The sequence below is a fragment of the Saccharospirillum alexandrii genome (assembly GCF_043641555.1).
Classification (GTDB): Bacteria; Pseudomonadota; Gammaproteobacteria; order Pseudomonadales; family Natronospirillaceae; genus Saccharospirillum; species Saccharospirillum alexandrii_A.
Genome location: NZ_JBHZRJ010000001.1, coordinates 1,217,720 through 1,241,200, shown reverse-complemented (window position 1 = coordinate 1,241,200; position 23,481 = coordinate 1,217,720). Strand labels below are relative to the sequence as shown.

General features: G+C 54.4%; 22 protein-coding genes and 1 pseudogene. 7 read left to right on the top strand and 16 right to left on the bottom strand.

All coding sequences use genetic code 11. From position 1 onward, the window contains the following. Positions 1-40 precede the first annotated feature (40 nt). Together minD and minE are read left to right on the top strand one after the other, a co-directional pair. A complete protein-coding gene (minD, locus tag ACHUE7_RS05395; RefSeq protein ID WP_127556374.1) occupies positions 41-850 on the top strand; it encodes a septum site-determining protein MinD in 810 nt (269 codons plus the stop codon). Between the two features lies 1 nt (position 851). Then, positions 852-1,106 (top strand): cell division topological specificity factor MinE, encoded by a 255-nt coding sequence (gene minE, locus ACHUE7_RS05390; RefSeq protein WP_127556375.1) that lies wholly within the window; start codon positions 852-854, stop codon positions 1,104-1,106. A 191-nt stretch (positions 1,107-1,297) separates the two neighbouring features. On the opposite strand, the gene trxB is transcribed toward minE, so the two are convergent. From trxB to ACHUE7_RS05350, 8 genes and pseudogenes are all read right to left on the bottom strand, one after another. After that, the gene (gene trxB / locus ACHUE7_RS05385; protein WP_394169062.1) at positions 1,298-2,257 is read right to left on the bottom strand and encodes a thioredoxin-disulfide reductase; all 960 of its coding nucleotides are present in this window, start codon (positions 2,255-2,257) and stop codon (positions 1,298-1,300) included. 172 nt (positions 2,258-2,429) lie between these two features. After that, positions 2,430-3,254, bottom strand: coding sequence for a regulatory signaling modulator protein AmpE (gene ampE, locus ACHUE7_RS05380; RefSeq protein WP_394169061.1), 825 nt, complete (start codon positions 3,252-3,254; stop codon positions 2,430-2,432). 84 nt (positions 3,255-3,338) lie between these two features. Then, complete coding sequence (locus ACHUE7_RS05375) at positions 3,339-4,229, bottom strand: ABC transporter ATP-binding protein (RefSeq protein WP_394169060.1); 891 nt, start codon at positions 4,227-4,229, stop codon at positions 3,339-3,341. Continuing rightward, a complete protein-coding gene (locus ACHUE7_RS05370) occupies positions 4,226-5,032 on the bottom strand; it encodes a hypothetical protein (RefSeq protein WP_394169059.1) in 807 nt (268 codons plus the stop codon). Before ACHUE7_RS05370 ends, ACHUE7_RS05375 begins: the two co-directional genes overlap by 4 nt. A 40-nt stretch (positions 5,033-5,072) precedes the next feature. Next, on the bottom strand, positions 5,073-5,876 hold the full coding sequence (locus ACHUE7_RS05365) for a hypothetical protein (protein ID WP_394169058.1): 804 nt from the start codon (positions 5,874-5,876) through the stop codon (positions 5,073-5,075). 99 nt (positions 5,877-5,975) lie between these two features. Further along, positions 5,976-6,155, bottom strand: a complete 180-nt coding sequence (locus ACHUE7_RS05360) for a type IV pilin protein (RefSeq protein ID WP_348477193.1) — start codon at positions 6,153-6,155, stop codon at positions 5,976-5,978. A gap of 90 nt (positions 6,156-6,245) precedes the next feature. After that, positions 6,246-6,704: a hypothetical protein gene (locus ACHUE7_RS05355; RefSeq protein ID WP_394169057.1), complete on the bottom strand. Its 459-nt coding sequence runs from the start codon at positions 6,702-6,704 to the stop codon at positions 6,246-6,248. Positions 6,705-6,788: 84 nt separating this feature from the next. After that, positions 6,789-6,902 (bottom strand): annotated as a pseudogene (locus tag ACHUE7_RS05350) (pilin); the annotation flags it as partial. Between the two features lie 615 nt (positions 6,903-7,517). Here ACHUE7_RS05350 and pilB point away from each other — a divergent pair. The 5 genes from pilB (at position 7,518) to yacG (ending at position 12,436) form a co-directional block, all read left to right on the top strand. Then, positions 7,518-9,215 carry a type IV-A pilus assembly ATPase PilB gene (gene pilB / locus ACHUE7_RS05345; protein WP_348477191.1) on the top strand — a complete coding sequence of 566 codons (1,698 nt, stop codon included), beginning with the start codon at positions 7,518-7,520 and terminating at the stop codon, positions 9,213-9,215. A gap of 12 nt (positions 9,216-9,227) precedes the next feature. Next, the gene (locus ACHUE7_RS05340; protein WP_394169056.1) at positions 9,228-10,448 is read left to right on the top strand and encodes a type II secretion system F family protein; all 1,221 of its coding nucleotides are present in this window, start codon (positions 9,228-9,230) and stop codon (positions 10,446-10,448) included. After that, entirely contained in the window at positions 10,448-11,311 is an 864-nt protein-coding gene (locus ACHUE7_RS05335; RefSeq protein WP_348477189.1) for a prepilin peptidase, read from the top strand. The genes ACHUE7_RS05340 and ACHUE7_RS05335 overlap by 1 nt, the downstream gene beginning before the upstream one ends. Continuing rightward, positions 11,308-11,898, top strand: coding sequence for a dephospho-CoA kinase (gene coaE, locus ACHUE7_RS05330; RefSeq protein WP_394169055.1), 591 nt, complete (start codon positions 11,308-11,310; stop codon positions 11,896-11,898). The genes ACHUE7_RS05335 and coaE overlap by 4 nt, the downstream gene beginning before the upstream one ends. 316 nt (positions 11,899-12,214) lie before the next feature. Beyond that, positions 12,215-12,436 carry a DNA gyrase inhibitor YacG gene (gene yacG / locus ACHUE7_RS05325; RefSeq protein ID WP_213679304.1) on the top strand — a complete coding sequence of 74 codons (222 nt, stop codon included), beginning with the start codon at positions 12,215-12,217 and terminating at the stop codon, positions 12,434-12,436. 58 nt (positions 12,437-12,494) lie between these two features. On the opposite strand, the gene ACHUE7_RS05320 is transcribed toward yacG, so the two are convergent. From ACHUE7_RS05320 to ftsA, 8 genes are all read right to left on the bottom strand, one after another. Next, on the bottom strand, positions 12,495-13,961 hold the full coding sequence (locus tag ACHUE7_RS05320; RefSeq protein WP_394169054.1) for an MFS transporter: 1,467 nt from the start codon (positions 13,959-13,961) through the stop codon (positions 12,495-12,497). Between the two features lie 227 nt (positions 13,962-14,188). Beyond that, a complete protein-coding gene (mutT, locus tag ACHUE7_RS05315; RefSeq protein ID WP_394169053.1) occupies positions 14,189-14,599 on the bottom strand; it encodes an 8-oxo-dGTP diphosphatase MutT in 411 nt (136 codons plus the stop codon). 14 nt (positions 14,600-14,613) lie between these two features. Further along, the gene (gene argJ, locus ACHUE7_RS05310) at positions 14,614-15,834 is read right to left on the bottom strand and encodes a bifunctional glutamate N-acetyltransferase/amino-acid acetyltransferase ArgJ (protein ID WP_394169052.1); all 1,221 of its coding nucleotides are present in this window, start codon (positions 15,832-15,834) and stop codon (positions 14,614-14,616) included. A gap of 10 nt (positions 15,835-15,844) precedes the next feature. Further along, positions 15,845-18,589: a preprotein translocase subunit SecA gene (secA, locus tag ACHUE7_RS05305; RefSeq protein ID WP_394169051.1), complete on the bottom strand. Its 2,745-nt coding sequence runs from the start codon at positions 18,587-18,589 to the stop codon at positions 15,845-15,847. 169 nt (positions 18,590-18,758) lie between these two features. Further along, positions 18,759-19,685: a M23 family metallopeptidase gene (locus ACHUE7_RS05300; protein WP_394169050.1), complete on the bottom strand. Its 927-nt coding sequence runs from the start codon at positions 19,683-19,685 to the stop codon at positions 18,759-18,761. 140 nt (positions 19,686-19,825) lie between these two features. Next, positions 19,826-20,743: a UDP-3-O-acyl-N-acetylglucosamine deacetylase gene (lpxC, locus tag ACHUE7_RS05295; RefSeq protein WP_213679309.1), complete on the bottom strand. Its 918-nt coding sequence runs from the start codon at positions 20,741-20,743 to the stop codon at positions 19,826-19,828. 118 nt (positions 20,744-20,861) lie between these two features. Next, positions 20,862-22,025, bottom strand: coding sequence for a cell division protein FtsZ (gene ftsZ / locus ACHUE7_RS05290; RefSeq protein WP_213679498.1), 1,164 nt, complete (start codon positions 22,023-22,025; stop codon positions 20,862-20,864). A 201-nt stretch (positions 22,026-22,226) separates the two neighbouring features. After that, positions 22,227-23,477, bottom strand: a complete 1,251-nt coding sequence (gene ftsA, locus ACHUE7_RS05285; RefSeq protein WP_213679310.1) for a cell division protein FtsA — start codon at positions 23,475-23,477, stop codon at positions 22,227-22,229. Positions 23,478-23,481: the final 4 nt, after the last annotated feature.

Sequence of the window (23,481 nt, the reverse complement as noted above, 5' to 3'; positions counted from 1 at the left end):
TCTTAATTGTAAAACGTTAACGTCAAAAGGAAGCGTCATCTTGGCAAAGATCGTTGTCATCACCTCCGGCAAGGGCGGCGTCGGAAAAACCACCTCCAGCGCCGCCATCAGTATGGGCCTGGCACTGCGTGGCCACAAAACCGTTGTTATTGACTTTGACATCGGCCTGCGCAACCTGGATATCATCATGAACTGCGAACGCCGCGTCGTGTTCGATTTCGTCAATGTCATTCAGCAGGAAGCCAGCCTCAACCAGGCCCTGATCAAAGACAAGCGCTGCGACAACCTCTATATCTTGCCTGCCTCCCAGACCCGCGACAAAGACGCCCTGACCAAAGAAGGCGTCAAAAAAGTACTGGACGACCTGGCCGAGCAATTTGACTACATTGTCTGCGACTCCCCGGCCGGCATCGAGCAAGGCGCGCAAATGGCGCTGTACTACGCCGATGAAGCCATCGTCGTCACCAACCCCGAAGTCTCCTCCGTTCGGGATTCAGACCGCATTCTGGGCATTCTGCAAAGCAAGAGCTTCCGGGCCGAGAACAATCAGCCACCGGTTCGCGAACACCTGCTGATCACCCGCTTCGATCCCGAACGGGTCGCCCGGGGCGACATGCTCGATGTACCCGATATCGAAGAGATTCTGGCCATCCCACTGCTCGGCATCATTCCCGAAAGCCAGGCCGTACTGAATGCCTCGAACAAAGGCATGCCAGTGGTTCTGGACGAAAAAAGCGATGCCGGCCAGGCTTATCTGGACACCGTTGCCCGGTTCCTCGGCGAAGAAAAACCGCACCGGTTCCTGGAAGCTCAGCGCAAAGGCTTCCTGAAACGCGTCTTTGGAGGCTGAGATGTCAATTTTTGACTTGTTCAGGGACAACAGCAAAACGCCCAAGTCTGCGCATGTAGCCAAAGAGAGGTTAAAGGTCATCGTCGCCCACGAGCGCCACCAGCGAAACGCGCCCGACTACCTGCCCGCGCTGCAACGCGACATCATGGATGTGATCCGGAAATATGTCGACATCGGCCCGGAACAGCTCCAGGTCGATATCAATGAAGAAGGGAATTATTCAATACTGGAAGTGAACGTTAACCTGCCTAAGTAAAACGTGCAGTTAGTTCTGGCATCTGAGGACGCAAAAGCGAGTGTCAGGTGCCGGGTGTACCTATCCGGGGAAGTCTGAAGCATGGATGCTTCAGTCTAGGCCCCACGGATGGGTTCACGCCGACCCCGGATAGGTGCACCCGGTGCCTGACACGGACCAATGGCAAAATACCAAATTTAACCTGTGTGGCTTCAACCCGCGTGCTTCAGATTATCCAGATACTTTTCAGCATCCAACGCAGCCATACAGCCGGTACCCGCCGAAGTAATCGCCTGACGATACACATGGTCCATCACATCGCCAGAAGCAAATACACCCGGCACACTGGTCGCCGTCGCATTGCCTTCCAGGCCTGATTTCACCTTGATGTACCCACCGGCCATATCCAACTGACCTTCAAAGATCTGGGTATTCGGCGTATGGCCAATCGCCACAAACACGCCATCCAGCTTCAGTTCTTCAGTTTCTTCGTTCTGAGTGCTCTTGATACGAATACCGGTCACGCCCATCTCGTCGCCCAGCACTTCATCCAGCGTGCGGTTCCAGTGCAGTACCACCTTGCCTTCCTGCACCTTGTCCATCAGACGGTCACCCAAAATCTTCTCGGAGCGGAAGCTATCACGACGGTGAATTACGTGCACCTTGCTGGCAATGTTCGACAGATACAACGCTTCTTCAACGGCGGTATTACCCCCACCGATCACACTGACTTCTTTGTTGCGGTAGAAAAAGCCATCACAGGTCGCACAGGCCGACACACCTTTGCCTTTAAAGGCTTCTTCGCTATCCAGCCCCAGGTAGCGGGCGCTGGCGCCGGTGCTTATGATCAGCGCATCACAGGTATAAGTACCCTGGTCACCCACCAGTGTAAACGGCGGCTTGGCCAGATCGGTGGTATGAATGTGATCGAAAATGATCTCGGTGTTGAATCGTTCAGCGTGGGCCTTCATCTCTTCCATCAACTGCGGGCCTTGCAACTCCGCATGGCCACCAGGCCAGTTTTCGACTTCGGTGGTGGTGGTCAGCTGACCGCCCATCTGCATACCGGTGATCAGCACCGGTTTAAGATTGGCCCGTGCTGCATAAACGGCCGCCGTGTATCCCGCCGGGCCAGAGCCCAGGATGATCAATTCGTGGTGTTGAGTGCTCATAGACTGAATATCCACTAATAACGAAGGGTTAATAACATGATAAATTCAAACTGCGCTAAGGATGGTGGTTTCACCCGCCAAATCAACCCCGGCGGCGCTATGACCGCCATAATAAATAGCAATGAAGGGGATTACTGGCAGGTGCATGGCGGCAGAGGCTCCCTAGAGCGGGTTACCCGAAGATCGTCGCCAGAGCGATCACTACCATCCACAGAACTTGAGCGCGCTTAACCAGCGCCAGCACATCTTCAGGTCGCTGGGCGTCTGGGTTCTCGGGAAGCGACACTTTCAGGGACGATTCCAGCAACGACCGATCAACCAGCTCAAAATCTCGGACTCGCCGCAGCCAGATGGCGAAACTCTGGGAGAAATCCCCTACCAACGCCAAAGACAATGTCAGCAAGCGAGCCGGAATCCAGTTAATGGCGTGATGCACCTGAACGGCGAGCGACACTGCGGAGCTGGCCTCTGAGGGCATTTGCAGCAAGACAGAACGGGCATGTCGCACCAGCACCACCAGCAAGACCCCGGGCGCACCAAAGGCCACAAACCAGAAAAGTGCCACAAAAAACCGCTCTAACAGCTGGTAAGCGATACTGAGATTCAACGCTTCATCCATTTGCTGTGGGCCCCCTTCATAGAGGCCTTCAGGCAAACCTAAGGTGTTTACCGCATGCTCATAAGCGCTGTCTGTCTCGTCATCCGCCTGGTATTCGCGATATTGCTTAAGTTGATCGGCCTGGTCACCCGAACCAAACACCAATACCAAGCCGCCCAGGCTGACCAGGAAAGTCACCAGCCAAAGGTCAAACCAACCCAGTACAGCAGCTAAAAGAACAACCGGCACAGCGACGACCAGCGCGTAGACCCAGACGCCTCCGCCCAAACGCGTAAACACCTGCTCCAGGGGCCCCGCCAGCCAGTCCCGCCCCGGCACTCGGCTATCCGTTAAACTCAGCGACACCAACCAGGCCAGAATGGCCGCCAGAAAGGTCATTGTTGCGTCTCCGTCCGTAAAGTGGCCTCAGGTTAACACTCGAATGTGCTGCAGAACAATTTCCGGCTCGAAAGACCTCAGGCGTCAGCCATGCTGCTCAAGCATCTTGAAGAAAACAGCCTCCAGCGAGACCAGAGGCTTCACTTCCAGCAATTGACCTTGCTCACCATTCAGCCTGCCTAGCCACTGGGGCAAATCCTGCTGCGAGACTTGTACCTCATACTCACCTGGGCGCACGGCCTGCCCTTCGGTGATGGAGTCACTCTGGTAACGTACCAGAAACTCCTTGGCGTGCTCAGCCATCAAGTCACGTGGTGACTGAGTGGTAAGTAGCCGCCCCTGGTTAATAAAGCCAAACCGGTCAGCAATGCGCTCGACATCGTGCAATACGTGAGACGTGAAAAAGATAGCGCCACCCTGCTGCTTGTATTCCTGCAGAATGTCCACCACATCTTTCCGCCCCACCGGGTCAAGCCCGGACAAAGGCTCATCCAATACCAACAATTTGGGCTCAACTACCATGGCATGCGCCAGCGCCACACGTTGGACATTACCTTTTGAGAGCTGGCGGATCTTGCGTTTGGCGTTGCCGGCTACTGAGAACCGTTCCAGCCAATACATACACCAGTCGAGTTCATCGGCTCGTTTGATGCCATACATACGCAAAGCGGTTTTGAGGATATCCAAAGGCGTGAACTGCTCATATAGAGCGGCGGCTTCGGGCAAATAAGCGACAAACTGGCGGCTACTGGCTTGGCGTGCCGACTGACCAAACAATTTAACATCGCCATCATAGTCACTGATGATATCGAGTAGTATTTTGATGGTTGTCGACTTGCCTGCACCGTTTGGGCCTACAAAACCAAATACTTCACCTTCCTCTATTGAGAACGAGACGGAGTCGAGCGCCTGAAGTGCTTGACCGCGCTTTGAGTAGGTTTTGGAAACTGAGGTAAACTCGAGGATAGACGTCATTGCGGTCGCTCCACTCCTTGAATACGTAACCGGCGCAGCTTGAACTGTCCGTCAATAAACTCATAGCCAATTCCCAAAGGGTCGTTCGGAAAAGTCTCCAAGTATCCTTTGTCTATAAGAGCTTGAGGCGAATTCAATGACTCCTCCAACTCGACCTCGTACCTTTTTTGCGCATCACGGAGTCGAATCAGTCCCTCCAGCCGCACCACTCTGTCCTGTAGGGATTCAGCGAGAGCTGGATCAGATGCCTGCTTTTGCTGATCCTTGAGGTAGGCCAATGCCATTGCTTCATCATCAAGCTCCTCGGCAGCAATCATAATGGAAAACCGACGAATTGCTTGAGCATTTTCTTCATAGCGCTCTGCAGCCAAGTCAAGACCACGCTGAGCTTCTACTACATTGCGATTAAAAAAATACTGGTTGAACCCATAGAGGAAAGCAGGGAGAAAATCCCAGTGTCGACACTGGGCTGCCGACCATAAAATATCATTAGCTTCCTGATCTGCACCGGCCCAAGCCAAAATGGCATTTGCCAGATAATAGTTATCTTCATGACATGGGTTCAATCGCGTCGCGGCCTGGTGTGCTCTGAGCAGATACTTCCCATCAATCGTATCAGTAAGAGGGTTAACTTCCATCCCGGTTGCGGCCAACCTAATTACTTCAAAGTTCGCAGCCAGGTATCGATCGCCAAATGCCAGCACAACCTGCAAAGGTGCTGAAACCACAATACGATCCTGAGCTGCAACCAACTCGCGACTTGGCTGAGAACTCGTCGCCACTAGCATAACGTACATGCTCATAGCGATACCCAAAACCAGCTTTAACGCCACCACCTTCATACTAAGCGATGGACCTGTTGTTAAACAGTAAGGTAGCTAAACTCATCGCCACAACGGAGAACACAACCGATGTAACGGATATATGCAAAAGCCCAGAAGATAGAAAACTCCAGTCGTTGTACAGAGCTATTTGCCTGATATCCAATGCACCCAGGTCAGGAATAATATAAGTCACCCAGCCCAAACCGCTGCTGTATTGCTCAGGGTCGTCAACGACTAAATTGTCGCCACTCAGCAATTGGAGAACAGCGCTATAGGAGCGGCCAACTATGGTTAACCCAATCGTACCAATCAACACGAAACCGGGAGATTGTGCAACAACGGCTAGCAGCGTGGCGATGGTAGAAACAGCGAGGATATCAATCGCACCAAAAGCAACGACCACCCAGTATTTCCCATCCAATGAAACGGGAGTGGCCTGTGAATAGCCCAGAGAAATAAAATAGACAATTATTAAGAGTAAGAGTGCAGCAGAAAAATAGAATACCAGCACAGTCAGTAGCCCGGCCAGCCATCGATTAATAAAAAAATTGATACGGTCGTGAGGATAAGCAAGGGATTGCAAAAAACTCTTTCTTTCTGACTCTTTTACTATGAGTTCCTGACAGAAGAGCGCAAAAAGTATTGGAATCATGATCTTGATGGCAGACAACCCAACATCCAATGAAACCGTTGCAGGCTGACGCCCACTAAACTGAGCCGAAAGTACGGCAATGAATGCAATGCTGGCTAGCAAAGCCAGTAACACCCTACCAAATTTGGCCTTATACAACACTAATAAGCTTAGCGAGAGATGAGATGACACAATAGTTATGCCTAGCTAGAGAATTAACAGGTGGACCACTTTAGCTCAATCCGACTTGCAGGTCACTTGACATGAGGCACTTTCAGAAAGCTAGACGCGCTATTTTTGAGCTGCGACCATAATGGAAATCACGTTTTTGGCATCGGAAAACGCTGTACTATCGCTTGCCGAAGCTCTGTATTCGTAAAACAGTGGAACAGCGATAGCTGCCAGAGCCCCTATGATGCCGACTACTAGCATAAGCTCCAAGAGCGTAAAACCGCTTGATCGATCAATCATAATGGGTACCACGAAATCAGACAAAAAAGAAATCACTGTTATAAATGTTTGGGTGACAGAACTCCCATCACCCAAACACATCATTAAAGCTTATTCAAAAACAGGCAACGCTACGACAGTAGTGTCGCTACATGCACCGCCCAATTGCTGAGGAGAGACACTACCGCCTATACTGGTAGCCGTATATCCCCTGAAATCAGCGATCTCATACGTATCTGTCGGTCCGGTACCACTACAATCGTCACCACCGTTATATGTTACAGGAGTGACACCATCTTCACTGGTTATGGCGCATTGAACAGTAAGCGACTGACGGCTTCCCGCAGCGTGGCAGGTACCAATACGAATTGAATTCGTTATCGTGTCACACCGCCAGGCACCAGTCACATTCGATGACAAGTTAACCCGAACATCACTAACCAGAAGTGGGCAAGCACCAGTAGCGCCACCAGAAACTGTGCCGTTGGAGGCTGAAAACAGTGCTTCAGCAGAAGCGCTGGTTGCGAATACGGACCCTACAAATGCGGCTACTAACAGAAATTTATTCATTTTCTCTCTCCTACCTGATCAAAGCTGGTTAGCAGTCATTACACTAATGGCGTTACGAGCATCTGCTTGAGCAGTTGAATCGTTAGCCTTAGCGCGATACTGGTTAAACTGAGGAATAGCCACAGCCGCCAGGATGCCGATGATAGCAACAACGATCATCAGTTCGATCAGAGTAAAACCTTTTTGAGTTTTCTTCATCTTGCACTCTCCACAGGGTTATCAGAACACTTAACTGGACTGGCACCTGCCAAGACCAACGTGCCTTGCGGTAGTGTAAGCAGAAAGTATGCCAGCACAACCAAAGATCCATAAACCGGCGATAATCGTGACTTGTGTCTCACTTGAGCCTAAAAACCCAAACACCAATGTAGCTACTTCACAGCTTGTGGGTGACGTATTTGGTCAGTTTCGTGCCTCTCATGGGCAGAAGCCCAATGTTAATTGAATCGCTCGTCAGTCTTTGGATTGATTTATAGCTCACAGGCTGGGCTGGCACTGTACTTTAGCCGCTTGCCACACCGAGGAGAATTGACTAAGTTACTGAAATGGCTCTATAAATGCATGTAACCGAGGCGTCACAGCCTGGGGTTTGCAAGCAATAGCGATTTCCGGGATTTAATCGTAGAGGCGCATTTTGACTGCAAGTGTCGCTTTGAGCATACATTAGCCTAAGCCCATCTTTTAGAGGGCGAGACGATCCTAGTCTGAGTGAGTTATAGTGGAACCTAGAGGGCGAAACCGATGCCCCACAACCCATGCGGGTAAAAATTATCTATTTCGTCTGTCCGACGGGCAAGTACAGGAATTGACATTATGGCAACATCCCTCGGTGGCCTGGCCAAACGGCTGGTCCGGGACGATCTGATCAACGAAGACGAGGCGCTGACAGCAACTCAGAACTCCGAAAAGGAGAAGAAAAGCCTTGTCGCCTACCTGGTTGAAACAGATCTGGTCAGCGCCCAGCAACTGGCCAATGTCGCCTCTGAAGAGTTTGGCACCCCCATTTTCGACCTGACGGCCTTCGACCTCGAAGCCCTACCACGGGATTTGATCGCCAACAACTTACTGCAAGCTCACCATGTGATCCCGTTGATTAAGCGTGGGAACCGCCTGTTTATTGGTGTCTCAGACCCGACTAACCTGATTGCCATAGATGAGATCAAGTTTCACACCGGACTCAGCGTTGAAGCGGTTCTGGTGGAAGAAGACAAGCTCAACCTGGCTCTGGAAGCCCTACTGGACGACTCCTCTGATGCCTTTGGTGACCTGGGCGACGATGAAGGGCTAGATGATCTCGACGTTGTCGATACCAAGAAGGAAGACGACGCGAATGTAGCAGACGGTGCCGATGACGCGCCTGTAGTCCGCTTTATCAACCAAATGCTGCTATCAGCCATCAAAAAAGGCGCTTCAGACCTTCACTTCGAGCCTTACGAGAAGTCGTACCGCGTCCGGTTTCGGGTTGACGGCGTTTTACAGAACATCGCCAAACCACCTATCGGCCTGGGCCCCAAGCTATCGGCCCGCTTGAAGATCATGTCTAACCTCGATATTTCCGAGCGTCGGGTACCCCAGGATGGCCGGATCAAGCTGAAAATCTCCAAGACCAAGTCCATCGACTTCCGGGTAAACACCCTGCCGACCCTGTTTGGCGAGAAGATCGTACTTCGTATTCTGGATTCCGCCGCAGCCAAGATGGGCATTGACGCCCTTGGCTATGAGGACGATCAGAAAGATTTGTACATGACAGCCTTATCGAAGCCGCAGGGTATGATTCTGGTAACCGGGCCGACCGGGTCAGGTAAAACCGTGTCGCTCTATACCGGCCTCAACATCCTGAACCAGGAAGGCACCAACATCTCTACTGCAGAAGACCCGGTAGAGATCAACCTCGATGGCATCAACCAGGTCAACGTAAACAACAAAGTCGGTCTCGACTTCGCGGCGGCCCTGCGCTCCTTCCTCCGCCAGGATCCGGACATCATCATGGTTGGTGAGATTCGCGACCTGGAAACGGCATCGATTGCGATCAAAGCCGCTCAGACCGGCCACATGGTGTTATCTACACTGCACACCAACAGTGCGGCAGAAACGCTGACTCGAATGCTGAACATGGGCGTCCCCTCGTTCAACCTGGCCACCACGGTCAACCTGATTATTGCTCAGCGCCTTGCCCGCCGGCTGTGCAGCAACTGCAAGCAACCGGCTGATCTGCCCGTTGATGTACTCATGAAAGAAGGGTTTACGGATGAAATGGTCAAAACGTCAACCGTCTACAAACCCGTTGGTTGCGGCAATTGTAATAAAGGGTATAAAGGGCGAGTAGGGATCTATGAAGTGGTTCGCATCACACCGGCCATTTCCCGTATTATCATGGAAGAAGGCAATTCGATCGATTTGAGCAAAGCCTTCGCTGAAGAAGGCTTTAATAGTTTACGCAAATCAGGGCTGATTAAGGTTGCCAAGGGCATCACCAGCCTGGAAGAAGTGAACCGCGTAACCACAGACTGAGGACGGCACTGAATGGCCACCAAGGCACAGAAGATTTCGATGTTCACCTACGAAGGCACCGACCGTAATGGACGGGTGCAAAAAGGTGAGATATCCGGCACCAATCCGGCGCTGATCAAGGCCGATCTTCGCCGAAAAGGCATTGTTAAGATCAAAAAGCTGGCCAAGAAACGCGGCGACATTCAGTTGTTTCAGCCCGGCATCAAGTCTTCCGACATTGCCCTCTTCACCCGCCAAATGGCAACCATGATGAAGGCCGGGGTCCCACTGATGCGGGCCTTTGAAATCGTTGCGGAAGGCCTGGAAAATAAAAAAATGGCCGAGCTGGTCATGCAATTAAAAAATAACGTAGCCGGGGGCGGCTCATTTGGTGCAGCTCTACGAGAACACCCAAAGTACTTCGACGACCTTTTCTGCTCTTTGGTAGAGGCGGGCGAGCAAGCCGGTGCCCTGGAAACCATGCTAGACCGGGTAGCGCTCTACCAGGAAAAAGCAGAAAGTTTGCGCAAGAAAGTTAAAAGCGCAATGAAATACCCCGCAACCGTACTTGCCATCGCAGCCATTGTTACCATCATTCTTCTATTAAAGGTTGTACCGGTTTTTGCGGAAATGTTTTCGGGTTTTGGCGCTGACTTGCCCGTACCTACTCAGGTCGTTATGAACATGTCGACCTGGATTCAAAGCAACGGCATTGTGGCGCTAGGCGTCTTGATTGTTGCGGTATTTCTATTTCAACAGGGCATGCAACGGTCAAAACCTTTCAAGCACGCTGTACAGCGAATGGTCGTGAAACTGCCCATTTTCGGGCCTATTCTGTACCAGTCTGCTATGGCCCGTTACGCTCGCACCTTGTCTACAACTTTTGCCGCCGGTGTACCGCTGGTCAGCGCACTCGAATCAGCGGCAGGCGCATCCGGCAACATCATTTATGAGACGGCCATTTTGAACGTTCGCCGGGATGTAGAAACCGGTACTGAGCTGGCTGTGTCGATGAAAACTCAGGAGACGTTTCCGCCGATGCTGATTCAGATGGTGTCGATAGGTGAACAATCTGGCTCATTGGACGACATGCTGGCCAAGGCCGCGGTGATATATGAAGAGGAAGTCGATAACCTTGTTGATGGCTTAACCTCGATGATGGAACCTTTGATCATGTCATTCCTGGGCGTCGTGGTAGGCGGTCTGGTCATTGCCATGTATCTGCCCATGTTCCAGATGGGTAACGTTATCTGATGGCATTTTTCGAACTTCTGCAATCCAACACGGTCGCCCTGCTGGCGACCGTTTTAGTATTGGGGTTGCTGGTGGGCAGCTTCTTGAACGTGGTGATCTACCGCCTACCAGTGATGATGCAAAACGCCTGGGCGCGCGAAGCCGCCGAGATGGCTGGTGTGGATGAGCCGGAACAGACTAGATTTGACCTGATCAAGCCAGACTCCACCTGCCCGTCATGCGGTCACCAGATACGTGCTTGGGAGAATATCCCCGTTATCAGCTACCTGGTGCTGGGCGGTAAATGCTCACAGTGTAAAACCCGGATTTCGCCCCGCTACCCTATTATTGAGCTTACGACTGGCCTGCTCTCGCTGGCACTGGCTTGGCAGTTTGGGGCCACTGTTCAAACGGCCGCCTTACTGGTCCTTTTTTGGGCACTGATCGCAATGACGATGATTGATGTCGATCACCAGTTGCTGCCAGATTCGATCACCCTGCCGTTATTGTGGCTGGGGCTGCTGCTTAACCTTGGGAACACCTTCGTTCCGTTGGAGCAAGCCGTCATCGGCGCCGTTGCTGGCTATCTGTCGCTTTGGAGCATCTATTGGGCCTTTAAGTTGCTGACCGGCAAGGAAGGCATGGGCTACGGTGATTTCAAGCTGTTTGCCGCCTTTGGCGCCTGGTTTGGCTGGGGGGCCTTGCCGCTCATTATTCTGCTGTCTTCGCTGGTGGGTGCTGTTGTTGGCATTGCTCTCATTGCCTTTATGGGGCGTGAACGGCAAATTCCCATCCCGTTTGGCCCCTATCTGTGCGGGGCGGCTCTGGTCTATGTATTCTGGGGCAATACCATCACCGCCTGGTATCTGGGCAGTTTTGCATGATTGTAGGGTTAACCGGGGGCATTGGTTCCGGAAAATCAGCGGCCAGCAGGGTATTTGAATCACTGGGCATTGGCTGTGTGGATGCCGATGTCGTCGCCCGTGACGTGGTCGCCAAAGGCTCACCGGCACTGAGTGCCATCGCCGAAAAGTTCGGTTCGGACATTCTGACCCCTGAAGGCCAGTTAAACAGGGGCTTGCTGCGTGAGCGAATATTCACCTCACCAGCCGATAGAGTGTGGCTCGAATCCTTGCTGCACCCACTGATCCGCGAGCAAATGCTCGCTCAGTTGAAACAGCAGCTACCTCCCTACTCGGTTCTGGTCGCTCCTTTGCTATTCGAGAACAATCTGGATGCCTTGTGCGATGAAACAGTTCTGATCGATGTACCGGAGTCGGTTCAGCGCCAGCGGGTGACTCAGCGTGACCGAGTGGATGAGAACCAGGTACAGCGGATAATCGACAGTCAGATGAGCCGCTCCGACAAACAGGCCCGAGCGACGCATTGCTTAGACAATACTGGCACACTCGCCCACCTGGAATCCGCCATTCTTGCATTGCATAGCCACTTTGTGGCAAAAAGCTCCTGAGGAGCCTCTGAATCATTCCCCCCTGTGCTCTGGCTTATCCGAGGGACGTTGCCACAAGGCGGACTCATGCAGGAATGTCTGGACCTTTCAAATGAGTCCAACGCGGTGGCAACGTTCCTCGGAAAGTCGGAATGCCGCACCACCCGTAGGGCGCGGCTAAAACGTCCTGCCCCGGCGTTGCACTTCTTGACAAGGGCTACGGCCATTGTGCTGCGAAGTGCGCCTTTTGCCAGAACTTTTTTAGCTCGTGCAGAGCCCTGGGGGAATGGTTCAGAGGCTCCTCAATAATCTGAATTGAATCAAGAGGAATACCGGCATGTCAGCCAAAGCGCCACCTCAGGTACCCTGCCCCACGTGCAAGAAGCTCATTACCTATTCAAAAGACAATACCTGGCGGCCCTTCTGTTCGGAACGGTGCAAGCTGATAGATTTGGGTGAGTGGGCGAGTGAAGGGCATAAAATCGCCGGCAAACCGGCTTATGACGAAATGATGAGCGAAGACCTGGAACGCTGGACCTCCAATGACGCGAAACATTGACAGATGCAGAACAGTTATAGACGCAACACAATAGAAGACGTACGACATTAAAGGACGTCTAAGAGATGGGTTGAGTGTCCGATTTTGAGGGAATCCACCAGGCGGCTATCAATGCCGCGCCCAGGGCGCCGGCTGCAAGCATGACCAGGCTGCCCGCGTAAGCCAGTTGATAAGCGCTAACAATGGCTTCAAAGCCACTGGCACCCGAATCGGGGAACAGGCCAAATGCTCCCTGCTGTTCCTGGTTAACGGTTCGAAAAAGAAGAGCCGCACAAGCACCCGCTCCGGCGATGGCAAACAGCCCCGCGAGTCGACTGGCCGTGTTATTGATGCCTGAAGCGGTACCTGCGCGGGCATCGGGTACCGAATTCATGACCGTCGTCGTCAGCGGAGAGACGACGATGGACATGCCCAACGCCATAATGCACAGGGGCAGTTCCACGCCCAGCCAGAAGTTGTCGAACTGAAATGCCAGCCCGGCAACCCCTGCAGCCACCACCAACGAACCACAAAGCAACATCGGGCGAGCACCTATCCGGTCGCTCAGCTTGCCTGCTGGGCTCGACAACAAGCCAATAATCAGCCCAAACGGCATCATCGCCAACCCTACCTGGGTCGGCGTCAGGCCCCGGTACTCTATCAGGTCAATGGGCACCAGAAACATGGTGCCGGACAGTGTCCCGTAGAGCAGCAGGGTCATCAGGTTGGTGCCGGTAAAAGCCCGGCTTCGAAACAATACGGTCGGTGCCAGGGGTTGCTCCGCCCGGCCTTCATACCAGAAAAAAACCAGCAAACCAGCGAGCCCCAGGCAGACCAGCGCAAGGGACAGGGCGAGACGCCCTTCCGATTCAGTCAACCAGGTCAACCCCAGCGTCAGCGACCCGCAAGCGAGAAAAGCGATCAGCGTTCCACCCCAGTCGAGTCGACCGCTGACGGAGCGGTCGCGGGTTTCAGGCATGAAAGCCAAGGTTAGCACCACCACCAGCGCGGCCAGTGGCAGGTTGATCCAGAAGGCCGCCCGCCAATTGAACAGATCCATTAAAAACCCGCCGACAGCAGGACCGAGGGCTGTAGTCAGCGCTGAAGCACCGGCCCAAAGCCCAATGGCATGGCCGCGTTCGCCTTCCGGATAACTGGCCGAGATTATAGCCAGGCTTTGGGGAACCAGCAGTGCAGCACCAATGCCTTTAAGGGCCCGTCCAGCGATCAGCACTTCCGGGCTGGGTGCCAGAGCGCAGAGCAGCGATGCCAGCGCAAAAAGAAGAGTACCGGCCAGAAACACACGGCGCCGGCCAAGGCGGTCACCTGCGCCACCGCCGACCATTAACAGGGCCCCCAGCAGCAGGGTATAGGCATTCAGCACCCAGAGCATCTCTGTGAGGGAGGCATCAAGATCGGTGCGGATGACCGGCAGGGCGATGGTGACCACGGAGCCATCAATAAATGCCATCGCCGAGGCCAGGATAGTAGCCGCCAGCACCCAGGGCCGTTGTTGCGGTGAACAGGGTTCGACACGGTCAGTCATAATTCGAAAGACTCGCGTTTTCTATGGTCGGCGCCAATGCGATAGCCTGATTTCGAAGGGAAAGCGCAGTTGTCGTTGGGTTTCCAACTGAGGTAGTAAATTGGCTGGTGGACTTGATCATGACTATCCTCCAGACACCTGATACCCGTTCTTGACAGTGGCGGTTTGGCTCGCGTTGAGCCCTGGGGAATTGTTCAGCGGCCCCCTAGATCACGTCCCTCGCAATGCTAACGTGATTGCCGGAATCTCGAGATCAATTCTGCATTGGCTTCGGGGAAGGTGTAACCGTCGAGCTCATCGATAGCCACCCATTGAACTAGCTGCCCTTCGCAGCCCCGAGCAACACCCTCAGTGCTGTGGCACACCCAGGTGTCCAGTAGAACAGTTTTGTCGCCGTAGTCGAAGGGAAGCTCCATCAAAGGCGTCATTTGCTCGGGATCTAGGATCAGGCCAACTTCTTCCTGAAATTCGCGAATCAGTGCCTGGGCCGTGGTTTCACCGGCCTCTACCTTGCCACCGGGAAATTCCCAGAGCCCACCCTGATGCTGGTGATCCTGACGCTTGGCGATGAGCACCTGGCCATCACGCACCACCATACCAACGGCAACATGCACGGTTTTTTTAGGAGTGTTGGCCAATGTCTCGCAACCCTTTAACTACGGTAGTCTGCATTGATGCTGACATAATCGTGAGACAAGTCTGTGGTCCAGATCCGATCTGAGACCTCGCCCCGGTTCAGGTGAACCCGAATGGTAATCTCTTCCTGAGCCACGACGGCACTGCCTGCCGCTTCAGTGTAACCCGGGGCACGCTCGCCTTTGTTGACGATTTGAACATCATCCAGCCAGATATCAACCAGGTCGACGTCGAGCTCTGCTACGCCACTGCGGCCCACGGCGGCGAGAATGCGGCCCCAGTTGGCATCTGAAGCGGTAAGCGCAGTCTTGACCAGTGGGCTGTGGCCAATGGTGTAGGCTACACTGAGCGCTTCTTCAGTGGTTTTAGCGCCTTCGACGGCAATCTCAACAAACTTGGTTGCCCCTTCGCCATCCCGCACGATGGCCTGCGCCAACTCCAACATGACTTCCGAGACCGTCTTGAGCAAATGACGGTAAACGTCACTGTCTGTCGAAGTGACAGTCGGGGCTTCGGTCTGGCCGGTGGCAATAAGAATGCAGGCGTCGTTGGTTGAGGTGTCGCCGTCGACGGTAATGCGGTTAAAGCTGCGCTCATTCGCAGCCGTCAGCAATTGCTGCAGGATCTCTGGTGCGACGTTCGCATTGGTGGCAACAAAACCCAGCATGGTGGCCATATTGGGCTTGATCATGCCCGACCCCTTGGCGATGCCGGTGACGGTGATGGTTTCGTCCTGGTATTCGAACTGGCGCGAGCAGCCTTTGGCACGGGTATCGGTAGTCAGAATGCCTTTGGCTGCATCGGCCCAGTGGTTAGGGCTCATCGCGGCAACCACATTGGGCAATGCCTGGGCAATGGCGGGCATTGGCAAGTATTCGCCAATAACCCCGGTTGAAAACGGCAGCACCTGCTCGGGTTCAATACGCTTCAAAGCGGCCAGGCGGGCACAGGTTTCATGGGCGTCTTCTAGCCCCTGCTGGCCTGTGCCGGCGTTGGCATTTCCGGTGTTAATGACCAGACAACGGATATCACCCTGCTTCAGATGCTCACGGGCGACAATAACCGGTGCTGCACAGAAAGCGTTGGTGGTGAATACCCCGGCCACCGAACTGCCCGGAGCCAACTGGAACACCACCAGGTCTTGCCGGTTGGGCTTCTTAATGCCCGCGCAACCGACACCGATGGAGACGCCGTCGATCGGAATCAGCGGGGCTGTATTGGGTTGTCCAACGGCCATCCTTGCACCCTCAGTTCAATTTTCCGTGACAGTGTTTGTACTTCTTGCCGGAACCACAGGGGCAGGGCTCGTTGCGGCCCACCTTGGGGGCCTGACGTGCCGGAGCAGCCTGGGCTGCCGCTGTATCGGGCGCCGAACCCGCGTCGGCTTCCGCCTTGGCGGCGTCTTCCAGCGGCGTTGCCTTGCTGTGTTCGAAATTCATTCGAGCCATAGCAGCTTCGCGGCGTTTGCGCTCTTCTTCGGCTGATTCTTCCGGCGTACGCACTTGAACGTGTGACAGGATGCGAATGGTATCGGCTTTAACCTGCTCTAGCATGGCCTGAAACAGCTCGAACGACTCGCGCTTGTATTCCTGCTTGGGGTTTTTCTGCGCATAACCGCGCAAATGAATGCCCTGACGCAGGTGGTCCATGTTGTAGAGGTGCTCTTTCCAGTGTTGGTCCAGCACCTGCAACATGACCTGCTTTTCGAACTGGCGCAGGGCCTGTGGGCCCGCGACCGATTCTTTCTCTTTGTAGTGAGCAACGGCGGCTTCAAGGATACGTTCGCGCAGCTTCTCTTCGTGCAGGTGGTCGTCGGCATCCAGCCATTCCTGAACCGGCAGTTTCACGCCGAATTCTTTTTGCACCGCGCCTTCCAGGCCAGGAATATCCCATTGCTCGGGCAGGCTCTGCGGCGGAATGTATTCGCTGATTTCAGCGTTGACGATGTCGCTGCGAACGTTGTCGATCACATCTTCGATGCTGTCGGCAGCCATCAGGTCGTCGCGCTGCTGATACACTACCTGACGCTGGGAATTGGCCACATCGTCGTATTCCAGCAACTGTTTGCGGATGTCGAAGTTGCGGTTTTCAACCTTGCGCTGTGCTTTTTCGATGGCGTTACTGACCATCTTCGCTTCAATGGCTTCACCATCTTTCATGCCCAGCGATTGCATGATGCCCTTCATGCGCTCGGGCATGAAAATCCGCATCAGGCTGTCTTCCATCGACAGGAAGAAGCGAGACGAACCCGGATCCCCCTGACGACCGGCACGGCCACGCAGCTGGTTATCGATGCGGCGGCTTTCGTGACGTTCGGTGCCGATAATGTGCAGACCACCGGCTTCAATTACTGTCTGGTGGCGTTCTTTCCAGTCAGCCTCGGCGCGTGCCAGTGCATCGGGGTCGGCGCTGTCGAGATCCAGCACTTCGGTTTCCCAGTTACCACCGAGCTTGATGTCGGTACCCCGCCCTGCCATGTTGGTCGCAATGGTCACAGCGCCGGGCTGCCCTGCCTGGGCAATCACCTGAGCTTCCCGGTCATGCTGCTTGGCGTTCAGAATGTTGTGCGGCACCTTGGCTTTGGTCAGGGCCTCGGAGATTCTCTCCGACGCCTCTACCGAGGCTGTACCCACCAGAACCGGGCGCTTTTTGTCGCGCTCGGCAATGATGTCTTCAATCACCGCATTGAATTTTTCAGGTTCGGTCAGGAAAATCAGGTCGTTAAAGTCAGTACGGGCAATGGGCTTGTTGGTCGGTATCACCACCACGTCGAGGCCATAGATCTGGTTAAGCTCAAACGCTTCGGTATCGGCCGTGCCCGTCATGCCAGACAGCTTATCGTACAGCCGGAAATAGTTCTGGAAGGTGGTTGATGCCAGCGTCTGGTTCTCTTTCTGAACCTGCAGGCCTTCTTTGGCCTCTACCGCCTGGTGCAGACCATCGCTCCAGCGGCGTCCGGGCATGGTGCGGCCGGTGTGCTCATCAACAATGACCACCTGGTCGTTTTGCAGAATGTAGTCGACGTTGCGCTGAAACATGTAGTGGGCTTTCAGGCCCGCCGTAACGTGATGAAACAGCAGAAGATTGTGCGGTGCATACAGGGATTCGCCTTCTGGTAGCAAACCCGCATCCTGCAGCAGGGATTCAACCCGGTCATGACCCTGCTCGGTCAGTTCAATGGAGCGATTCTTCTCATCGACCAGGAAATCGCCATCTACGGCTTCTTCACCCTCGGTCGCTTCTTTGGCCGGTTTCAACGACGGAATCAGCTTATTAACCTGAATGTAGCGTTCGCTGGAATCTTCGGCAGCGCCGGAGATGATCAGCGGAGTCCTGGCTTCGTCGATCAGAATGGAATCCACTTCATCCACAATGCCAAAAGCCTGGCCGCGCTGGAATTTGTCTTTCAGGCTGAATGCCATGTTGTCGCGCAGGTAGTCGAAGCCGAATTCGTTGTTGGTACCGTAGGTGATATCAGCCTGGTAGGCGGCCCGCTTTTCGTTCGGGTCCTGTTGTGAGACCACAATGCCGACCGTCAGCCCTAGCGCTTCATACAGAGGTCGCATCCATTCCGCATCACGCCGTGCCAGATAGTCGTTCACGGTGATGATGTGAACTCCCTTGGCAGGCAGGGCATTCAGGTAGGCAGCCAGGGTGGCTACGAGGGTTTTACCCTCGCCGGTCTTCATCTCGGCGATCTTGCCGGAGTTGAGTACCATGCCGCCGATCATCTGCACATCGAAATGGCGCAAACCCAGCACGCGGCGGCTTGCTTCCCGCACCAATGCAAAGGCTTCGGGGATTAGGCTATCGAGCGAGTCACCCTTTTCCAGCCGTTCACGAAATACAGCCGTCTGACCTTTGATCTCGTCGTCAGACAGGCGTTCCATGTCGGGTTCCAGGACGTTAATTCGCTGTACCAGGCGGGCCAATCGCTTAATTTCGCGGTCGTTCTTGGAGCCGACCACCTTCTTCATCAGTGTCGTGAACATAGGAGAGTGTCGTTTTTTAGATTCGATTCAAAGACTTAGTGGTGGTCAACTATACTGACTGCAAGTGCTCTTGTCTTTGAAATTGTAAAAATAGTCTGGCGGGGGCTTTCGAGCCATCACCCGAAAAGGTGAGGGGTGTCTATTTGGTCAAAACGCCCCGGACAGGGCGCTAAAACCGGGCAACGCGATCGATGTATTTTGCCGGATCAACCGACTTGTCACGGTGCAGCACTTCAAAATGCACATGCGGGCCAGTCGAGCGGCCGGTGCTGCCCATCAGAGCGACAACATCGCCCTTGCTGATCACATCGCCTACGTTAACCAATATTTCCCGGGCATGGGCATAGCGGGTGACATAACCATTGCCATGGTTTACTTCGACCAGATTACCGTAGCCATATCGATCGCTCGCCCAGGTAACCACGCCGGCAGCGACGGCAATGACGTTCGAGCCTTCTTTACCAGCAAAGTCGACCCCGTCGTGCCAGGCTACGTTGCCATTGAAAGGGTCATTCCGGTAGCCATAACGGGAGCTCATCCAGCCGCGCTCGATAGGGCGGCCGGCAACAAAGGTAGAGGATTGTATTTTGCGGTCGCCCAGCAGTGAGTCCAGAACAGACAATTGCTGCTCGCGACTGTCGATCAGGCTGGAGAGCTCATTGAGGGCATTCACGAAATCGGGCGGTGAATAGGCATCGCCGACATCACTTTCCGGACCACCTACGGCCGGGTCGATGCTGAAATCAAACTCGCCGTCTTCAAGCTTGGCAACGTTAACCAGGCGTTCACCGAGTGCGTCGAGGCGGGTCAGACGGGATTGCTGTTGGGCGAGTTTTACGGTTAGGGCACGAATCTGATCTTCGGTATAACTGCGGGTACGTTCAAGCTCTTCTTTTTGGAACGCCATACGCTCCTGCCAGGCCTGAACCGCCCGGGAATCCATTACCAGGGGCGTATCGTCCTGATACCAGAGGTGCACCATGTAGGCGCCACTGCCCATCAGGCTGATCGCGATCAACACCAGGAATGCCACCAGCAGTGGCAACGATAACGTTCTGGAACGGCTATGACGCCGACTGACAAAGATCACGTTCATACTGCGCGATTACCTATCCTGAACAAGCGGCACGAAAGACCGGGACGAGTGTTTCGTGCGAACCGCCCGATCACCGCTCAGTGCTGCCCTGCCAATAGCAGGCGCAGTGATTGTGAGACCCGAGCGGTACACATGAGTTGTTAGCTTGTTGCAAGCACCGGCGCATAGGCGATGGGCACTGAAGCCGCTTCTTCATTTTCGAAAGTTACGAACTCCCAGGCGTCTTCCTGCTTGAGCAAAGCCCGTAACAGCAAGTTGTTCAGCCCGTGGCCCGACTTGTAACCGACAAAGCGGCCAATCAGGCTGTGGCCCAGCAAGTACAGGTCGCCCACGGCATCCAGTACTTTGTGCTTGACAAACTCGTCTTCGTATCGGAGCCCATCTTCGTTCAGAATCTTGTAATCGTCAACGGCGATTGCGTTATTCACGCTGGCGCCCAGTGCCAGATTATTGGCTCTCAGGTACTCGAAATCGCGCATAAAACCGAACGTACGGGCCCGGCTGATCTCTTTCACAAAGGCCGTGGTGGAAAAATCCAGCTCGGCCGTTTGCGAACGATCACGGAACACCGGGTGATCGAAATCGATGGTGAAGCGCACAGCAAAGCCTTCATAGGGCTCAAACCGGGCTATCTTGTCGCCATCTTCCACGATGACCGGCTTCTTGATGCGAATAAAGCGTTTGGCTTTGCCCTGTTCTTCGATTCCGGCGGACTGCAGCAGAAAGACAAAGGGACCGGCGCTGCCGTCCATAATCGGCACTTCGGCCGCGCTGACTTCGATATAGGCATTATCAATGCCCAGGCCAGCGCAGGCCGACAGCAGGTGCTCGACGGTGTCGATGCAGACATCACCCTTTACCAGGGTCGTCGACAAGGTAGTATCGCCCACATTCAGGGCATGGGCAGGAATTTCCACAACCGGATCAAGATCCGTGCGGCAGAAAACGATACCCGTGTCGACGGGCGCAGGTTTCAACGTCAGATACACCTTTTTGCCTGAGTGCAAACCCACGCCGGTAGCACGAATTGCGTTCTTGAGTGTTCTCTGTTTTACCATGCGTTCCGATCCTACTGTTTGGTTCAGCCAGTCGCTACTGGCTCAACGCCGTCAAAATATTAAGGGCAAGCATTCTACCAGAAGCTTGACAGCGAACCTACGCTATTTCTGTACAGATTCAGTCAGCCTGACGGCGCAAAAACGCTGGAATATCGAGGTAATCCAGGTCTTTTGCACTGCGCATTGGTTTGCTGTCTTCCGCTGCGGCTTCTGAAGGCTTGGCATTACGCACTGCAGTGGGGCGATCGAGCTTCTTGTAGTCGACACTGCCATCTGCTTTGCGGGTGTTATCTACCGCCACCTTGGGCTTGGCAGCCATGGCTTCGGCCTGGCCAATGCCAGTCGCTACCACAGTTACACGAATCTCATCACCCAATTCAGGATCAATAACCGTGCCAACTACAACCGTTGCGTCTTCAGAAGCGAATTCTTCGATGGTATCACCGACTTGAGTGAACTCATCCAGCCCCAGATCGACACCGGCTGAGATGTTGACCAGGATGCCTTTGGCACCATGCAGATCGACGTCTTCAAGCAGCGGGCTGCGAATCGCCATCTCGGCAGCTCTGACCGCACGGTCTTCTCCGGAGGCAATGCCGCTACCCATCATCGCCATGCCCATCTCGGACATAACCGTCCGGACGTCGGCGAAGTCGAGGTTGATGGTACCGGGACGAATAATCAGGTCAGCGACACCTTGAACCGCGTTCAGAAGCACGTTGTTGGCTTCAGAAAAAGCCTCCAAAAGCGTCACATTCTTACCCAAAACGGTCAGTAATTTCTCGTTGGGGATCGTGATCAGTGAATCCACATGCTCGCGCAGCAGGTCCAGACCTTCATTGGCAACCTTCATCCGGCGGCGGCCTTCGAACGGGAAAGGCTTGGTCACCACAGCGACGGTCAGAATGCCGAGTTCTTTGGCCACTTCTGCGACGACAGGCGCAGCGCCGGTACCGGTACCGCCACCCATGCCCGCGGTGATGAACACCATGTCAGCGCCCTTGAGCACTTCGGCAATGCGCTCACGGTCTTCCAGCGCCGCCTGACGGCCTACTTCCGGGTTCGCACCGGCACCCAGACCGCGGGTAATGCCATTGCCCAGCTGCAGTTGGGTAGTGGCCTCTACACCACGCAATGCCTGGGCATCGGTGTTGGCGCAAATGAACTCAACGCCATTGATGTGCGACTGCAACATGTGACGCACGGCGTTACCGCCACCACCACCACAGCCAAACACCTTGATCACCGCAGCTTGCGGCTGTTCGTCGACGAGTGTGAACATATCGCCGCCGTTTACTTCCGGATCATAATGTTTCATTTTCCTGCTCCTTCCATTGTTTTAAGAATGGATGTTGTTGTTTCAGACCCGAAGGTCTGTGCCCTGAATGTGTGAGGGTCGTCCTGTCTTGGCTGCCACTTACTGCCTGAATGCGGCAACCGTCCTTTTTCCGATCCGGCGTACCGGCTCGGTTTTGCAAAATGGTTAAAAATTGTTCGCCATCCAGCTGCGAAACCGGGTCCAGGCGCTCTCTTTGGGAACCTGTGCCTGTTTGCGCACCCGAGTGGCGGGCTGCTTGCCGCCCTGAAGCTGCTTTAACCCGTACTGCAACAGGCCAACGCCGGTCGCGTGAATCGGGTTGGAGACCACATCCGACAAGCCCGACACGTTTTGTGGATAGGCCAGCCGGACCGGCACATGAAACACCTCTTCGGCCAGTTCCACGGCGCCTTCCATCTTGGCGGTGCCACCGGTCAGTACGACACCGGCCGGAATCATGTCTTCGAAGCCGCTGCGGCGCAGTTCTGACTTGATCAGGTTGAACAACTCCTCATAGCGCGGCTCGACTACTTCGGCCAGGGCCTGACGGGTCAGTTCGCGCGCGCTGCGGTCACCCACACTCGGCACCTTGATGGTTTCATGCGCGCCGGCCAGTTGAGACAGCGCGCAGGCGTATTTGATCTTGATCTCTTCGGCATGCTGGGTCGGTGTGGCAAAGGCCATGGCGATGTCGTTGGTCACCTGATCACCGGCAATCGGGATCACCGCCGTGTGGCGAATCGCGCCTTCAGTAAAGATCGCCATATCGGTGGTGCCGCCACCAATATCGACCAGGCAGACGCCCAGCTCCCGTTCGTCGTCGGTCAGTACAGCCTGGGCGGAAGCCAGTTGCTCGAGAATGATCTGATCGACTTCCAGCCCACAGCGACGCACACATTTGTCGATGTTCTGCACGGCATTCTGGGCACCAGTCACCAAATGCACCTTGGCCTCCAGTCGCACGCCACACATGCCCAAAGGCTCTTTGATGCCTTCCTGTGAGTCGATGATGTATTCCTGCGGCAGGATGTGCAGAATCCGCTGGTCGGCCGGAATAGCGACGGCCTGAGCAGCATCGATCACGCGCTCAAGGTCAGCCTCGATCACTTCTTTTTCCTTGATCGCGACAATACCGTGGCTGTTCAGACTGCTGATGTGACTGCCTGCAATACCGACATACACAGAATGAATGTCGCAGCCAGACATCAGTTCAGCTTCCTCAACCGCGCGCTGAATGCTCTGCACGGTGGATTCAATGTTCACCACCACGCCTTTTTTCAAACCGCGCGACGGGTGCGACCCCAGGCCAACAATCTCAATGCCGCCTTCGGCTGTCACCGTACCCACGATAGCGACGACCTTGGATGTACCAATATCCAGCCCGACGATCAATTTTCCCTGAAACGGCGATGTCATCTCT

Excerpts from the sequence above, each read along its gene's own strand:
- minE (WP_127556375.1), top strand. The coding sequence starts at position 852 with ATGTCAATTTTTGACTTGTTCAGGGACAACAGCAAAACGCCCAAGTCT.
- trxB (WP_394169062.1), bottom strand. The coding sequence starts at position 2,257 with ATGAGCACTCAACACCACGAATTGATCATCCTGGGCTCTGGCCCGGCG.
- ampE (WP_394169061.1), bottom strand. The coding sequence starts at position 3,254 with ATGACCTTTCTGGCGGCCATTCTGGCCTGGTTGGTGTCGCTGAGTTTA.
- ACHUE7_RS05375 (WP_394169060.1), bottom strand. The coding sequence starts at position 4,229 with ATGACGTCTATCCTCGAGTTTACCTCAGTTTCCAAAACCTACTCAAAG.
- ACHUE7_RS05370 (WP_394169059.1), bottom strand. The coding sequence starts at position 5,032 with ATGAGCATGTACGTTATGCTAGTGGCGACGAGTTCTCAGCCAAGTCGC.
- ACHUE7_RS05360 (WP_348477193.1), bottom strand. The coding sequence starts at position 6,155 with ATGATTGATCGATCAAGCGGTTTTACGCTCTTGGAGCTTATGCTAGTA.
- ACHUE7_RS05355 (WP_394169057.1), bottom strand. The coding sequence starts at position 6,704 with ATGAATAAATTTCTGTTAGTAGCCGCATTTGTAGGGTCCGTATTCGCA.
- pilB (WP_348477191.1), top strand. The coding sequence starts at position 7,518 with ATGGCAACATCCCTCGGTGGCCTGGCCAAACGGCTGGTCCGGGACGAT.
- ACHUE7_RS05340 (WP_394169056.1), top strand. The coding sequence starts at position 9,228 with ATGGCCACCAAGGCACAGAAGATTTCGATGTTCACCTACGAAGGCACC.
- ACHUE7_RS05335 (WP_348477189.1), top strand. The coding sequence starts at position 10,448 with ATGGCATTTTTCGAACTTCTGCAATCCAACACGGTCGCCCTGCTGGCG.
- coaE (WP_394169055.1), top strand. The coding sequence starts at position 11,308 with ATGATTGTAGGGTTAACCGGGGGCATTGGTTCCGGAAAATCAGCGGCC.
- yacG (WP_213679304.1), top strand. The coding sequence starts at position 12,215 with ATGTCAGCCAAAGCGCCACCTCAGGTACCCTGCCCCACGTGCAAGAAG.
- ACHUE7_RS05320 (WP_394169054.1), bottom strand. The coding sequence starts at position 13,961 with ATGACTGACCGTGTCGAACCCTGTTCACCGCAACAACGGCCCTGGGTG.
- argJ (WP_394169052.1), bottom strand. The coding sequence starts at position 15,834 with ATGGCCGTTGGACAACCCAATACAGCCCCGCTGATTCCGATCGACGGC.
- secA (WP_394169051.1), bottom strand. The coding sequence starts at position 18,589 with ATGTTCACGACACTGATGAAGAAGGTGGTCGGCTCCAAGAACGACCGC.
- ACHUE7_RS05300 (WP_394169050.1), bottom strand. The coding sequence starts at position 19,685 with ATGAACGTGATCTTTGTCAGTCGGCGTCATAGCCGTTCCAGAACGTTA.
- lpxC (WP_213679309.1), bottom strand. The coding sequence starts at position 20,743 with ATGGTAAAACAGAGAACACTCAAGAACGCAATTCGTGCTACCGGCGTG.
- ftsZ (WP_213679498.1), bottom strand. The coding sequence starts at position 22,025 with ATGTTCACACTCGTCGACGAACAGCCGCAAGCTGCGGTGATCAAGGTG.
- ftsA (WP_213679310.1), bottom strand. The coding sequence starts at position 23,477 with ATGACATCGCCGTTTCAGGGAAAATTGATCGTCGGGCTGGATATTGGT.